This is a genomic window from Flavobacterium degerlachei, from assembly GCF_900106645.1.
Taxonomy (GTDB): domain Bacteria; phylum Bacteroidota; class Bacteroidia; order Flavobacteriales; family Flavobacteriaceae; genus Flavobacterium; species Flavobacterium degerlachei.
On sequence record NZ_FNMV01000004.1, the window covers coordinates 148,685 to 164,497 of the forward strand.

General features: G+C 29.6%; 16 protein-coding genes. All 16 read left to right on the plus strand.

Features of this window, described 5'->3' with window-relative positions:
* Positions 1-126 precede the first annotated feature (126 nt).
* The 16 genes from BLV91_RS05635 (at position 127) to BLV91_RS05710 (ending at position 15,764) form a co-directional block, all read left to right on the plus strand.
* Entirely contained in the window at positions 127-990 is an 864-nt protein-coding gene (locus BLV91_RS05635) for an ABC transporter permease (RefSeq protein ID WP_091430566.1), read from the plus strand.
* Positions 990-2,171 carry an ABC transporter ATP-binding protein gene (locus tag BLV91_RS05640; protein ID WP_091430568.1) on the plus strand — a complete coding sequence of 394 codons (1,182 nt, stop codon included), beginning with the start codon at positions 990-992 and terminating at the stop codon, positions 2,169-2,171. Before BLV91_RS05635 ends, BLV91_RS05640 begins: the two co-directional genes overlap by 1 nt.
* Positions 2,172-2,211: 40 nt before the next feature.
* A complete protein-coding gene (locus BLV91_RS05645; protein WP_091430570.1) occupies positions 2,212-3,051 on the plus strand; it encodes an FkbM family methyltransferase in 840 nt (279 codons plus the stop codon).
* 65 nt (positions 3,052-3,116) lie between these two features.
* Complete coding sequence (locus BLV91_RS05650) at positions 3,117-4,031, plus strand: hypothetical protein (RefSeq protein ID WP_091430604.1); 915 nt, start codon at positions 3,117-3,119, stop codon at positions 4,029-4,031.
* 91 nt (positions 4,032-4,122) lie between these two features.
* Positions 4,123-5,136 (plus strand): hypothetical protein, encoded by a 1,014-nt coding sequence (locus tag BLV91_RS05655; protein WP_091430606.1) that lies wholly within the window; start codon positions 4,123-4,125, stop codon positions 5,134-5,136.
* Entirely contained in the window at positions 5,137-5,913 is a 777-nt protein-coding gene (locus BLV91_RS05660; RefSeq protein ID WP_091430608.1) for a glycosyltransferase family 2 protein, read from the plus strand.
* A complete protein-coding gene (locus BLV91_RS05665; protein WP_091430609.1) occupies positions 5,913-6,755 on the plus strand; it encodes a glycosyltransferase family 2 protein in 843 nt (280 codons plus the stop codon). Before BLV91_RS05660 ends, BLV91_RS05665 begins: the two co-directional genes overlap by 1 nt.
* 140 nt (positions 6,756-6,895) lie before the next feature.
* The gene (locus BLV91_RS05670) at positions 6,896-7,846 is read left to right on the plus strand and encodes a glycosyltransferase family 10 domain-containing protein (protein ID WP_091430611.1); all 951 of its coding nucleotides are present in this window, start codon (positions 6,896-6,898) and stop codon (positions 7,844-7,846) included.
* 1 nt (position 7,847) lies between these two features.
* Positions 7,848-8,759, plus strand: coding sequence for a glycosyltransferase family 2 protein (locus BLV91_RS05675; protein WP_091430613.1), 912 nt, complete (start codon positions 7,848-7,850; stop codon positions 8,757-8,759).
* Entirely contained in the window at positions 8,747-9,691 is a 945-nt protein-coding gene (locus BLV91_RS05680; protein WP_091430615.1) for a glycosyltransferase family 2 protein, read from the plus strand. Before BLV91_RS05675 ends, BLV91_RS05680 begins: the two co-directional genes overlap by 13 nt.
* Positions 9,678-10,532: a glycosyltransferase gene (locus BLV91_RS05685; protein ID WP_245709612.1), complete on the plus strand. Its 855-nt coding sequence runs from the start codon at positions 9,678-9,680 to the stop codon at positions 10,530-10,532. Before BLV91_RS05680 ends, BLV91_RS05685 begins: the two co-directional genes overlap by 14 nt.
* Complete coding sequence (locus BLV91_RS05690) at positions 10,532-11,467, plus strand: glycosyltransferase family 2 protein (protein WP_091430618.1); 936 nt, start codon at positions 10,532-10,534, stop codon at positions 11,465-11,467. Before BLV91_RS05685 ends, BLV91_RS05690 begins: the two co-directional genes overlap by 1 nt.
* Entirely contained in the window at positions 11,467-12,576 is a 1,110-nt protein-coding gene (gene wecB, locus BLV91_RS05695) for a non-hydrolyzing UDP-N-acetylglucosamine 2-epimerase (RefSeq protein WP_091430620.1), read from the plus strand. The genes BLV91_RS05690 and wecB overlap by 1 nt, the downstream gene beginning before the upstream one ends.
* On the plus strand, positions 12,577-13,839 hold the full coding sequence (locus BLV91_RS05700; RefSeq protein ID WP_091430622.1) for a glycosyltransferase family protein: 1,263 nt from the start codon (positions 12,577-12,579) through the stop codon (positions 13,837-13,839).
* 9 nt (positions 13,840-13,848) lie between these two features.
* The gene (locus tag BLV91_RS05705) at positions 13,849-14,874 is read left to right on the plus strand and encodes a glycosyltransferase family 2 protein (protein WP_091430624.1); all 1,026 of its coding nucleotides are present in this window, start codon (positions 13,849-13,851) and stop codon (positions 14,872-14,874) included.
* Positions 14,875-14,876: 2 nt separating this feature from the next.
* Complete coding sequence (locus BLV91_RS05710) at positions 14,877-15,764, plus strand: glycosyltransferase family 2 protein (RefSeq protein ID WP_091430626.1); 888 nt, start codon at positions 14,877-14,879, stop codon at positions 15,762-15,764.
* Positions 15,765-15,813 lie beyond the last annotated feature (49 nt).

The window sequence follows — 15,813 nt, forward strand, 5'->3', positions numbered from 1 at the left end:
TCAATGTAAATAGTCCAGAAAAGATAATGTTACAATAGCAACTGTAAAATACTATATTTGCTTTTAAGTGAAAAAGCTTTGAGAAATACAACAGAAGTAAAACAACTCTGTTTTTTTGTAATATAAATGAGTAATAAAGATATAGCAAAATTGGAAACCAGAATTTATTCAAATAGCAATAAATACAGTATTAGACAATTGCTTCGGGATAGTTTAAAAGGGTATAAAAGTTCCTTTTATCTGGCTAAACAATTGGCTAAACGTGATATTACATCACAACACCGCCAATCTATTTTTGGGATATTTTGGGTTATATTACCAGTCTTGATGAATGCCCTGGTTTGGATATTTTTACAAAGTTCAGGGACAATTAATCTGACAGCCACTGCTATTCCGTATCCTTTATTTGTATTAATAGGGACGACAGTTTGGTCCATTTTTGGGGAATGTTTGAACATGCCAATAGGCACAATTAACGGTAACAGAGGAATTATAACTAAGATAAATTTTGAAAAGGAAGCTCTGATCACCTTGGGGTTTATAAAAATCGGGTTTAATTTATTGATAAAATTGGGGATGATCTTATTTTTTATTCTGTATTTTCAAGTGGTTCCTACGGTGTCAATAGTGCTGTTTTTCCCTTTTTTATTACTGATGATGCTTTTTTTTATAAGCGTTGGGATTATCATTTCGCCTATTGGAATTTTATACAATGACATTAGCCGATTTATTCCTATAGCCTTACAATTATTAATGTATATTACTCCGGTATTATATGTAGTTCCTAAAAGTGGCTTGATGCAAAAAATCATGAGTTTGAATCCGTTAAGTTATATTATTACTGACATTAGAAATACGTTAACAGCAATGCCTATTGAAAATGGAATTTTTTGGTTGTTTTTTTTACTGGTTACTTTGTTTTTAAGTTTAATTGCTATGGTAGTCTATCGGGTGTCGATGCCTATCATAACTGAAAGAATGAGTGCCTAATGAAAGGAGAAGTATTGATTAAAGCAGAAAATGTTTCTAAGAAATTTGCCAAGAGTTTAAAGAAAAGTCTCTATTACGGAGTTTTGGACCTAATAAGTGGGATTACGGGCAAGGATCAAAATAAAACTATAAGAGAAGACGAGTTTTGGGCGGTAAAAGATATTAGCTTTGAAGTTAGACGAGGAGAATGTTTAGGTCTTATTGGACATAACGGAGCCGGTAAAAGCACCTTGCTCAAAATGCTCAACGGTTTAATTGGTCCTGATGAAGGAACCATTACCATCAAAGGGAAAATAGGAGCTTTGATAGAATTGGGAGCAGGGTTTAACCCTATACTTACAGGTCGCGAAAATATTTATAATAATGCAGCAGTTATTGGTTTTTCGAAACAAGAAATTGAAGCTAAGTTTGAGGCTATTATTGCTTTTTCAGAACTAGAGGAATTTATAGACATGCCTGTTCAAAATTACAGCTCCGGGATGAAAGTGCGTTTGGGTTTTGCTATCGCGGCGCAAATGGAGCCAGATGTTTTGATTATTGATGAAGTTTTGGCAGTGGGGGATTTGGGGTTTGTATTGAAATGTTTTAAGCAAATAGATAAATTAATACCCAATACGGCAATTATTTTTGTATCGCACTCTATGCCCATGATTTCTAGAATTTGCAGTCAGGTTATTTTACTGGAACGCGGTAGGGTGGATTTTCAAGGTATTGATGTTGCTAAAGGCGTTAATAAATATTATGGGAAGTTTACGAATAATACGCAAAGTATATTGTTAGATGATAAGGTAATTGAGGATTTTGAATTTAAAATAGAAGCAGATAAAAACACGATTAATTGGAATGATGATTTTAAATTCACAATTTCATTTGTAAATTTAAAACTTACTAAAATGCCTTACTTTTCCATTTCACTGTTTGATAAAGAGAATAAACCAATTGCATTAATGTATTATAAAGAAAAATCTATTTTGATAGAGAAGAGGAAGTATTTATTAGATTTTTGTCATAAAAAAATGCAATTATCGAGGGGGGTATATTCAATAAATGTAACAGTTAATCAGTCATTTAATAATAATATTATTTATCGGATAAATAATGTGCAGCAATTATTTGTTGATTCTGAAATTGAAGATCTTCCAACATTTTTATTAGAAACTTATTTAACTAAACTAAATTGATTTTTATTTGTAAGTGGTATGAATCGAATGAAATTGTAGTATGAAAAATTATCTTAAAAAATATATTCCAAACAAATTACTTTATACCTTAAAAAACAATATAAATAGGTATAAGTTGCTTAGAAAAAAAATGCGTAGCCAAAAGATGAAAACAAAATTATTCCTTGCAGGTTTGTATTTTATAATATTTAAAAGAACATATGATAATCAAGGGGTAAAAATTCATGTTCCATTTTATCTAACAGATTTTAAATTTAGAGAAAGATTTATATTGAATCAATATGAGGTAGAAGAAGCAAAATATCTTGATGAATATTTACCAAATGATGCAAAAGTTTTAGAGTTAGGAGGTTGTATAGGTTATGTTTCTTGTTTGATAAATAAAATATTAACAGATAAAACTCAACAAGTCACATTAGAAGCAAATCCTAAATTAATCAGTTGGATCAAGAAAAACAGGGATCAAAACAGTTGTTCTTATTTTGTAGAAAATTCTATTATTTCACATAAAAAAGAAAATATATTTTATTTTCATAATTTGATCGTAGGAGGAAGTACTAAAAGAAAAACAGCCAATAAAATTACAGTAAAAGGGGTTGATATAGATTTTTTGAAAGAAAAATACAATATAGAATTTGATACTCTGGTAATGGATATTGAAGGAGGTGAATTAGATTTAATTAAAAACTTTAAAGAAAGTCTTTCCAATTTTAAAAGGATATTTCTTGAAGTACATCCATTTGCAAATATTTTAACTGAAGAGGAAGCAAAAACATGTGAAAACATTTTAGAAAGTATTGGATTTTACTTATTACTGAGAGATGGTAATTTTCAAATATGGAATAAAAAATCAACACACAATATTGTACAAAATTATTGAAAGGATGAATAGTGGCTCTGAAATTAAAGTAATCTTATTTTTGTCCAAATTAATTTAAACAGCTGATGTTAAAAGATTGTATCGTAGTTTTAGGTTCAGGTAAAAGCATTTTAGATTTATCTCCTGAAGAACGAAATTTACTGAATGACTGTGAAATCAAAATAGCTATCAATAAATTTGCAGGTTTTTATGAAAAAGCTGAAATTGAACCAACAGATATTTATTTTGTCGATAATTATGATTCTTCGTCAAAAATGATGTTGAATTATATTTTCAAGCTATTTTGTAATAAGTATTTAAAGAGTAAAACTTTTATAGTTTCAATAGATCATAAAGGATTCTTATTTAGAAATCATTTTTTGCATATAGTATATAAAGAGTTTAATTATAAAAAAGAATATCTCTTTCGGTTTTTAGTCAAATTTGGTCGGTTTTTTTTGAAAAAGGTAAGTGTAAATCAATTCAATAAATTTCATTTATGGTTAAGTCAATCATTGATAACTTATCCGGATTATAGCTATTCTGTTTTGCCAAAAAAGTCAAAAATCCATTATATAATAACTCAAGATTGTATAACAAAAGGTAATAAATGGTCAAAATCATTGGAGGAACCGCTTTATCATTTTAAAGGAAGTTTTTCAACTGTTTTAAATTATATTTCTATTTGTTATCCTAAGAAGATTATTTTATTAGCTGGAGTTGATTTTAATTCATCGGATTATTTTTTTGAAGAGGAGCTAGAAAAACTAGATTTTGACACTAAAGATTGGACTTATGATATCAAAAAAAGTCATAATAAGCATTTTAGTATTATTGAAACAGAGGGTTTGAAAATGGATGATGAACTTCCTTTTATGCTTTCTGAATTAGAGAAATCAAATAACAAAGTGTATTCCTTGAATAAATATTCATATTTAGTCGAACAAAAGTATATTGATTATATTAGTTTGAATGATGTTAACATGATAAAGAGACCTTAAACATTACTAATAATTCATAAACAAAATGAAATTAAAGTAATGTTTAAGAATGTTAATTAAGTAATAAAAATATTAGTTTTAAAATATTAAAATGAAATTAGCCTTTACTATTTGCTCTAATAATTATTTAGCTCAGGCTAAAGTTTTAGGTGATACATTGTTAAAACATAATGCAGGTTATAAATTTGCCATTGTTTTATGTGATAAATTTTCAGATAAAATTGATTATTCAATTTTTAAAAATTTTGAGATTATAGAAATTGATAGTATTGGTGTTAGAGGATTTAATGAATTGGTTTATAATTATAACATTATTGAGCTAAATACTTATATTAAACCTTTTGTAATTCGTTTTTTATTTAATAAATATCAAACCGATTTTTTATTTTATTTAGACCCAGATATTTGTATTTATGATTCACTTGAAAAAATTGAAAGATATTTTGTAAAAGATGAAATTCTTATTACACCACATATTTTAAAACCAATTCCTTTTGATGATAAAATTCCCTCAGAAAACTTATTTCTAAATTTTGGGATTTATAATTTAGGATTTATTGGATTAAAAAATACTAAGCAAGTTGATGATCTTTTGAGTTGGTGGGAAGATAAAACATATAACGCATGTTATGATAAAGTTTATTTGGGATTATTCGTAGACCAATTATGGATAAATCACGTGCCTATTTTTTTTAAAAAAGTTAAAATTATTAAAGATTATGGAGTTAATTATGGTCCTTGGAATTTTCATGAAAGGCAATTAGTATCTGAACGAGTATTTGAAAATGAGGATGAATTAATATTTCTTCACTTTAGCAATTTTAATTTTGAAAATATTTTTTCTTTTACGAAAGGATATAATAGATTTGAAATCAAGTCAAATAATTATTTAGTTGCATTGTATAATGAATATAAGGAGAAAGTCAGTTTTAGTAATTTTTCATTATTTTCTACTGTTAAATCACATTACTCAATTCTTAAAGAAGAATATTTAGAGAGTCTGTTACAGGAATATGAACAAAAGGACAAAGGAAAAATCAGAAATAAGAAAATAAAAAATTTCATAAAACAATTTATCCCTCCTGTCTTACTAAAATTTAAATAAATGAAATTATCTATCATTACTATCAATTACAACAATCTCGAGGGCTTAAGAAAAACCGTGGAGAGTGTTGTCAGTCAAACATGGCAAGAATTTGAGTATATTGTCATTGATGGAGGTTCAACGGATGGCAGTTTGACTTATATTGAAAGTCGGAGCGATAAAATCAATTATTGGGTTAGTAAACCAGATAAAGGAGTTTATAATGCCATGAACAAAGGGATTGAAAAAGCATCAGGTGATTATTTACTTTTTTTGAATAGTGGAGATCATTTATATAGTCAAGATGTATTGAAACAAAATCATCTACATTTAAGAGATAAAGATTTAGTGTATTTTGATCTTCAAGTAATGGGGCCAACAAAAAATTTTATTAAAAAATACCCAGAGAAGCTTTCGCTTTCCTATTTCATGAAAGATAGTTTGCCTCATCCCGCAACATTCATTAAGAAAAAAGCATTTTATAGGACTAATTTATATGATGAAAGCCTTAAAATAGTTTCAGATTGGAAGTTTTTTATGGATGGAGTTTGTAAGTATAGTTTTTCATACTCTAGAATTAACAATACACTTTCTACCTTTTACCTTGATGGAGTTAGTTCATTAAAATCAAATCAGGGTTTGATTATACAAGAAAAAGAAAAAGTTCTAAAACAAGATTATAATTTTTTTTTAAAAGAGATTAATAATCATAAACTGAACAAACAAAAAATTGAAAATTTAAGGAAATCGATATTCATTAGGGTTTTAGTAAGATTAGGAATAGTAAATAAGTTTTAATGACAAATAAAGTTTCCATTATTGTTCCTTGCTACGATCAAGCTCAATATTTGAATGAGTGTTTGCAATCTGTTTTAGAGCAATCCTATGCTCATTGGGAATGTATTGTTGTCAATGATGGTAGTCCAGACGATATGGAAACTTTGGCTAAGTCTTGGCTAGATAAAGATACTCGATTTAAATATGTTTATCAAGAAAATGGAGGATTGTCAAGTGCTCGAAACTGTGGAATTAGTCATGCTTCGGGGGAATTTATATTGCCTTTAGATGCAGATGATAAAATATCGAAAGAATATGTTTCTCTAGCTATTAAAGCTTTTGTAGAAGATGATTCCTTAAAAGTAGTTTACTGTAAAGCTGAGAAATTTGGCGTGGAAACTGGAATTTGGGAGTTAGCTCCTTTTTCTCTTTTTAATTTAAGTCGCGAAAACATGATTTTTTGTTCGGCTTTGTTCCAAAAAAACGATTGGGAACAGGTAGGAGGTTATGATCCTAATATGAAGTGCGGTTGTGAAGATTGGGAGTTTTGGATTGCCCTATTGAAAAATGGTGGGAATGTAAAACAACTGAATGAAGTAGGGTTTTATTATAGAACTAAAACAATCTCCATGATAAAAGAAGTAGGGAACAAGCAATATGATTATCTGTTTTCATACTTAAGTGTAAAGCATGCTGACTTTTTTGTGAATTATTTTGGTTCTTTTTTTGCTTTAGAGGCAAAGATTACAAAAGCTAAGAAAATAGAACAAACTAAATTAAACAGTCAAAAGTTCGTTATAGATGTTTTTTGTCAACGATTCTTTGGCTTTACGATTTTTGGACTTTATAAAAAAGAGTTGTAATTATGTTAGCTATTGTAATCCCTTATTATAAACGTTCTTTTTTTGAAGAAGCTTTGCAGTCTTTGGTTAAATAAAACAATAAATACACTTTTTAAAGCAAAGTTTTATTTTAATGATGAACAATACAAGAGAGTGGGGAAATGAAGAATATTAGAGTGAATTTTGTTGATTTTTGGCCTGGATTTAAAAAGGAGAATAATTATTTTTATAATTTATTGGTTCAGGAATATGATGTGATTATTGATGACGAACCTGATTTTTTATTTTATTCCTGTTTTGGGAACGAATACATCCATTATAATTGTACACGTATTTTTTATACACCTGAAAACAGGAGGCCCGATTATTTAGCTTGTGATTATGCTTTTTCATTTGACTATACTTCACGTAAAAATCATTTTCGATTGCCCTATTATTCTACAGTAATTGATAAAAATAATTATATTAATAAATTAAATTCCCCCTTATCTAAGGAAAGAGCAACTGCTACTTGGAAGAAAAAAACAAAATTTTGTTGCATTTTGGTTTCGAATCCTAAAGCAAAAAAAAGATTGGATTTTTTTGCTAAACTATCCAAAATTAAAAGAGTTGATTCGGCAGGGAGAATATTAAATAATATTGGTATAGAAGTCTACGATAAACTTGAATTTATACAAGACTATAAATTTGTTATCGCTTTTGAAAATAGTAGTTATAAAGGCTATACGACTGAAAAAATATTAGATCCCATTTATAAAGATTGTATTCCAATCTATTGGGGCGATCCTTTAGTTACTAATGATTTTAATGAAAATAGATTTCTAAATTATGCCGACTTTTTGTCAGAAGAAGCATTGATTGAAAGAATCATTGAAATAGATCAAAATGATGCTTTAGGTATTGAAATTATTCAACAAGCTCCATTTTCAGTTAATAAAATCCCTCATGAGTTAGAACATAAGAAAGTTTTGGTATTTTTGGACGTTATCTTTAATTCGAATTGTAAACCAGTTGCTAAACAACATTGGAGGTATCTGCATCGTATGAAGTTTCATTACAGCCAAACCCAAAAAAAGGTTGTTAGAAAGTTAATTAATATTTTAAAGTTATAGTTTGTTAGCCATTGTAATCCCTTATTATAAAATTTCCTTTTTTGAAGATTGTATGCAGTCATTAGCAAACCAATCTGATAAACGATTCAAAGTGTATATAGGAGATGATGCCAGTCTAGAAAATCCTTCTGCAATAATTGAAAAGTATCAGGGGAAACTGGATTTAGTCTACCATCGTTTTGAGACAAATTTAGGAGGCACATCATTAGTGCAACAATGGAATCGTTGTATTGCGTTGTCAAGTGATGAAGAATGGTTGATGATTTTAGGGGATGATGATTATATAGATAAAAATGTCGTAGCTGCTTTTTATGCACAACTTGAAGAGGTATGTGAGTTAAATATTAAAGTAATTCGTTTTGCAACTCGTGTTCACGAATTAGACGGGACTTATTCTAAAATTTACACGCATCAGAAGGTTGAAAAAAGCACGGATTTTTTCTACAATAAGTTTTTTAATCGTTCTAGAGGATCCTTGTCTGAGCAAATATTTAGTAGAGAAGCTTATTTGAAACATAAATTTAGAGATTTTCCTTTGGCATGGGGTTCAGATAATTTTGCTTGGTTGGATTTCACCAATTTTGGTGATATCTATACTATTAATGAGGCTGTTGTTTATTTTAGAATTTCTACAGAAAATATTTCAAGAAAAGGATATAAAGATGAAATAAAAAATGAAGCTAGGTATCTTTATTTTACTTTAATAATTGAAAACTTTTTACTTAAGTTTAAAAAAGAACAACGTCTAAAATTATTGTTCTATTATGAGCAATTAATTTATAATTTGGATAAAGCATCTATTTATTTCTGGACGCTAATGTGTATGAAATTTTTAAGTGAATTAGAATTTATTCAAGTCATTAAATTTACAAGGAGAGTATTAATTTATCAATTTAAAAAATGGAATTCTTAGTTTCAATTATTATTCCTACTTACAATCGGGCTCATTTAATAGGGGAGACTTTAGATTCGATTATAGGACAAACCTATTCTAATTGGGAATGTATAGTGGTAGACGATGGTTCTTCAGATAATACTAATGAAATACTAAATTTTTATTGTAATAAAGATAAGAGAATTAGTTATATTCAACGACCTGATAATAGGGTTAAAGGAGCTAATACTTGTAGAAATTACGGTTTTGAATTGAGTAAAGGAAAATATGTTAATTGGTTTGATAGTGATGATATCATGCTGCCAGAACATATTTTGGTTTTAGTAACTACATTAGAGAAAAGAAATGTAGATTTTGTGGTAGGAGATAGTGTGGATTTCAAAGAAGGAATTGAAGAAAAAATTCAATCTTATACTTTTGACAGAAGTAAAAATGAGATGACACCTTTTTTATTTGCTACTCATCAAATTGGTTGGATAACAGACGATTTCTTAGGGAAAAGAGAAATGTTACTAAGGGTTTTATTTAATGAGACACTTAGTGCTAATCAAGAATATAATTATTTTATTAGATTGTTGCATTATAAATTTAAAGGTGTTTTTGTGAATCAAATTTTGTCATGGAGACGATTACATTCACAATCTATAACAACAAGGAAAATCGAAAATAAACAAATTTATTTCAAAGTAATTTGTGACATAAAGTATCAAACCGCTCAAGATTTAGTCACTTATAATAATCATGAATTGATTAGATGGTTTTTGTCAGGTTACATGAAAAATGCATTTGAAATGGCAGTTTTAAAACAAACGATTCCTTATAAAATGGAAGCCTTTAAGTTAATTTGTAGGTATTTTTCAGTTTTTAAAGGAGTGGCTTATATTGTTGCTTTACTTTTGGCTCGATATAGTAAAAAAGGTTATGTAATAATGAAATATGCAAGAAGCTAAACAAATGTATTTACCACTAATATCTATAGTGATTCCTTGTTTTAATGATGCTGAATATATCGAGCAATCCATAAATTCTGCTTTAAATCAAAGCCACACTAATTTGGAGGTTATTGTGGTTGATGACGGCTCGAATGCAGAAACCAAAGTCGTTTTAAAAAAACTAGAGCCGAAAATCACAAAATTAATTACCCAAGAAAATCAAGGACAAAGCACCGCCAGAAATGTAGGTATCACTCAAGCAAAAGGCGATTATATTTTGGTTTTAGATAGTGATGATTTTTTTGAACCTAGTTTTTGTGAAAAAGCAATTATTCATTTTGAAAAAGATAATACAATCAAAATTATAACTTCTCATGTTAGGCGATTATTGTTAAATAAGCAAAATGATGTTTTTATACCCAATGGTGGAACAATAATAAAATTTTTAAAATACAATGGTGCTACGGGTAGTGCTATGTTTAGAAAATCAGATTGGCAAAAAGTCGGCGGTTACGATGAAGCGATGCGTCAAGGATTTGAAGATTGGGAGTTTTATATTCGCTTGCTAAAAGAGGGCGGGTATTCTTATGTCATTCCAGAAACACTTTTTAATTATAGAATAAAAGAAAATTCAACTACTACAATAGCAAATAAGAATAGAAGTAATTTATTAAATTATATTTATTTAAAACATAAAGATATATACATTAATAATTATGAATTATTGGTGAATAATTTATTAGCAAGATTAGACCGAGAAGAATTTGAAAAAATAAAAAACACCCAACGTATTGAATTTAGGATTGGGAAAGCTATATTAAGCCCCTTAAGGTATATTAAATCAATATTTAAAAAATAATGCATCCACAAGTTTCCATTATTATGGCGACCTATAATAGGTCAGAATATATTTTAGAATCTTTGCGCTCTATTCAGCAACAAACATTTGAAGATTGGGAATGTTTGATTATTGATGATGGGAGTACTGATGATACTCAAGAAGTTTTAACAGCTATTTTAAATCAAGATACTAGATTCAAATATTTTAAAAGAATAACTAATTATCAAAAAGGGTTACCAGGAAGTAGAAATTATGGTTTAGATTTAGCCAGGGGGGATTATATTATATTTTTTGATGATGATGATATTGTTCATCCTCAAAATTTAGAGTTATGTGTTTTTGAGTTACTTCGTAGTGAAGTATCTTTTTGTAGATATTTAAGAGTAAGTTTTTATGATACCTTTGATTATAAATTTGATTACTCAAAAGTATATGATACATTTAAAATTGATAAAAGGCATGTTTTTCAATTATTAAATCAAGAGCTCCCTTTTAATTCGTGTGCAGTATTGTGGAAAAAAGACTGCTTTAAGGAAGATAGATATGTTGAACATTTATTACATGCTGAAGAATGGGAGTTGTATTCTAGAATTCTCTCTACTGGAATTACTGGTGTATCAATAGAAAAAGTTTTGTTTTTTGCTCGAAGACATAGCAATTCTATGACAGGACGATATTTTAGAACCGATCCTAAAAGAACACAATCAAACATTGATGCTATAGTATTAGTAATAGAGAATCTGAAAAAAAGAAATCAATTAAATTATGCAATAGTTCGATATTTTATTGCAATGTCATATGGATATCGTGAATATGACTTATTTGGGGATTTAATTAAAGTTTTAGAATATAAAGGAATATCGGAATTATTTTGGAAAAGTTTTTTCTTTGTTTTACCTCTAAGATTAAAATTGACTAGAATAAAAAAGCGTTTAAAAAAAATGTATTCTTAATGAAGATTTTATTATGTTTTGGAACACGTCCTGAAGCCATAAAAATGGCGCCTTTGTTTCATGAATTAAAAAAACAAGTTGCTTTTGAGATTAAGGTTTGTGTTACTGCTCAGCATCGGGAAATGCTCGATCAGGTATTGGATTTTTTTGAGATTGTTCCTGATTACGATTTGGATTTAATGCAAACTAACCAAACATTAAACAAACTGAGTGCTTCTATTTTGTATAAAATTGATGAGGTTCTTCGAGAAGTAAAACCAACTTTGGTTTTGGTACATGGTGATACTACAACGTCTTCTATGGTGGCATTGGCAGCTTTTCATTTAGGAATACAAGTGGGGCATATCGAAGCAGGCTTGCGTAGCTTTAATAAACAGGCTCCTTTTCCAGAAGAAATTAATAGACAGTTTACAAGTAAGTTGGCCGATATTCATTTTACACCGACAAAGATAGCGACACAAAATTTATTGAATGAAGGGGTGCAATCGCAGAGTATTGTACAAACTGGAAATACAGTGATTGATGCTTTGTTTTGGGCCTCTGGTAAAATAGCTGAAAAAGAATATATACATCCTGAAATTGAACTTTTAAAAAGTACTATACCATTTGGAAAAAAAATAGTTTTAGTTACGGGACATCGCAGAGAGAACTTTGGATTGGGTTTTATTAATTTATGCGAAGCTCTGTTGACTATCGCCAAACGTGATGACGTAAATATAGTATACCCAGTTCATTTGAATCCCAATGTACAAGATGTGGTAAAAGAAAAATTGGCTAATCAAAAAAATATTTATCTGATTCCACCCGCATCATATCCTGCTTTTGTATGGTTAATGTATCAGTCCTTTTTGATAGTAACCGATTCAGGAGGAATACAAGAAGAAGCTCCTTCTTTAGGTAAACCTGTCTTGGTAACCCGGACAGTTTCGGAACGACCTGAAGGAGTAGAAGCAGGATTTTCTCAAATAGTAGGTACTGAACAAGAAAATATTGAAAAAAGTATTGTAGAACTTTTAGATACTTTTTCGGGCTTTAACAATAGTGAAAACCCTTATGGAGATGGGAATGCTTCTCAAAAGATTGTTGATTTTTTAGTTAGTAAAATGTAAATGAAAATACTGGTAGTTGTTGATTCTATTGATGTTGAGGATAGTAGTGGTTCTAAAGCTAATGTAGCTTTGATAAATAATCTAGCCAAAGCAGGTTATGATGTTGTGGTATATCATTATTCCAGAAAAGACATTCAGCTTTCAGGAATGTCTTGTTTTGCGATAGCGGAAATAAAATACAGTGCACTGTATTTTATGAGCAGAGCGCAAAGAATGATACAAAGAAATTCTACTATAAATTTAGCTCCTTTCTTTGAGAAATTATTTGGCTTTTCATTTACTTTTTTTAATGATTGTCGAAGTATTGTTAAAGCTTTGGAAAAACAGAGTTTTCGAGCTGATTTAGTTCTTACGTTAAGTAAAGGGGGGAGTTTTAGACCGCACTATGCGTTGCTTAAGTTGCCTCAGTTGCATGATAAATGGATGGCTTATATTCATGATCCTTATCCGTTTTATTATTACCCTGTCCCGTACAAATGGTTAGAACCAAGTCATAAATTTAAAGAAGCTTTTTTTAAAGAGGTTGCTGAAAGAGCTAAATATAGTGGGTTTCCAAGTTTATTGTTGAAAGAATGGATGGGGAGGTATTTTTCGAAATTTTTAGATACTGGTTTGGTAATTCCACACCAAAATGCGAAATCGAATCTAAATAATCCAGATGATACGATTAATTTTTTGGACTATTTAGATCTGTCTAAATTTAATTTACTTCATGCGGGGAATTTACTTGATGCACGTTCACCACAAGGACTAATAGAAGCTTTTAAATTGTTTTTGGAACGCAACCCCGATGCAACAAAGGATGTTCGGTTGTTATTAATTGGCCCATCGTCTCATTTTAGTAATCTTATTCAAAGCTATCAGGAAGTGTTGCCAGAATTAGTCGTGAAAAATGAAAATGTAAAATTTGATACCGTATATCAAGTTCAGCAACAAGTTACAGTAAATATTATTTTAGAGGCTAAATCAGAGATTAGTCCTTTTTTGCCTGGTAAATTTCCTCATTGTGTGGAGTCCAATAAGATGATATTATCATTAGCTCCATCAAACTGTGAAGTGAGAAGACTTTTAGGTAAAGATTATCCTTATTGGTCTGAAGTAGATGATATTGAATCCATTGCAGAAATTATAGAAAAAATGTATTTTATGTGGAAACAAAATCCAGAGGATCTGTTGTTGAATCGACCAGATTTAGAACAATATGTCTCTGCGGCATACCTTAAACAAATTATGGATGAACTGTATTTAAGCAGTTCTAATTAAGGATCATTGATGTCTATACAAAACAAAAAAAAACTAGCGGTTTTACTTCCTACTTATAATGCGGCCTCCTATTTAAAGGAAAGTATAGATTCCGTATTAAATCAAACGTTTACTGATTTTGATTTGTATATCTATGATGATTATTCTCAGGATAATACAGCAGAACTAATTGGTTGCTATCATGATTCCCGAATTTTTTACATTAAAAACGAGAAGAATATCGGGGTTACTAAAACCTTAAACAAAGGCCTTGACTATTTGCTGCCTCATTATGAATATGTCGCCAGAATGGATGCAGATGACTGGTGTTATCCGGAACGTTTTGAAAAGCAACTTCAAGTTTTAGATAAAAATGAGGAAGTATTTTTATGCGGAACACAAGGTTATTGGCTAAAAGATTTGAATTTAAGTCCTAATGAAGGCTGGTCATATCCTGTATCAGCAGAATACATTAAATATTATTTACTTTTTGGCGCTACGTTCGGTCATTCTTCGGTTGTTTTAAGAAGTGCTGCTTTTATTGAAAATGAATTGAGATATGATGAAACAAAAGTAAATTGCCAAGATTGGGAATTGTGGTCCCGAGTTTCTAAAATTGGGGTTATGGTTAATCTAGCTGATTTTTTGATGAAATACCGGATTGTGGGAAATAGTAACCACAGATCTCCAGAGAAGCAACAAATACATTTTGAAAACCGTTCCAAAATTATTGCGAGCTATTGGGCTGTATTTGGTATAACATTTTCTGAAGTTGAAATTTATAATTTGTATTATGCTTGTGAGACTGTTTCTAATCAGGATTTTAGAACTAATGTCGATAAAATGATTGCTGCTTTTAATTTAGTTTTCGAAGAAAGTAAAGCAGAACTTTCAGTAACAGATCAAAAAAACTTCAGTTATCTGCTGGCCAGAAAAGTGTTGAGTTATTGGAAACGTTCAGGTGTAAGCAGAAATGATTTTGTGGTGTGGTTTTTTATTTTAAGACAAGTGCAATTTATGAATAAAATGAGATTGTTAAAAAGTATAATACGATAATCATGCAAGCTTCGATTTTAATTGTTTCTAAAAATAGAAAGACTGAACTGGAGAAAACATTAGGAATACTTAAAATGAGGATAGATCTTTCAATTCATGAAGTATTGGTTTTTTTGGATGGTTGTACTGATGATAGTATTGAATTGAAAAATCAATTTTCATGGGTGCAATGGTATCAATCCGATACTAGTATTGGTGCTTCTGGCGCAAGGGCTATATTGTACCCCAAAGCCATTGGTCAGATACTAATCGGTTTGGATGATGATGCGCATCCATTGAACTCTGATTTTGTTAGGCTTTCGGAACAGCTTTTTAATCGATATCCCAATGTTGGAGTTCTCGCTTTTCAGGAAATAAAAGGCAATTTTCACTCAGATGTCGAAGCCTTAGCTCAAAAACAAGATGAATTAGTTGAATATTTTTGCAGTGAGTTTATAGGCTGTGGTTTTGCTATTCGCAAGGCAGTTTACGATTCTACTCGAGGTTTTCCGCTTTGGGTAGATATTTATGGTGAAGAGTCATGCGTGTCTATTGAAGTTTTGGCTAATGGTTACGATATTCTTTATACCAACAGTATTTCAGTTAATCACAGAGTAGACAGAGCGCAAAGGATTTTAAAAGGGAAAAACTATTTTAGATTTGGCAAACAATTAAAAAATACAGCCTTTTATTATTTGGTCTATTATCGCTTTCCTATGTATAAAATTTCCCGATTATTGTGGCATAATTTTAAGAAGTACGGCTGTAGTGACTGGAGGTATTTTAAAATTTATCTTCAAGCTTTGTTTCATGTTCTTTTGTTTCTGCCTAAATTAAAAAAATATAGAAGACCTATTAATAAATCTGTACTGACAAGAATTCGCCAATTGCGAAGTCCCCAATTTTATTAAAAAATGATCTCTATTAAAATATTCAAATCATATATTTGAATATTATTAA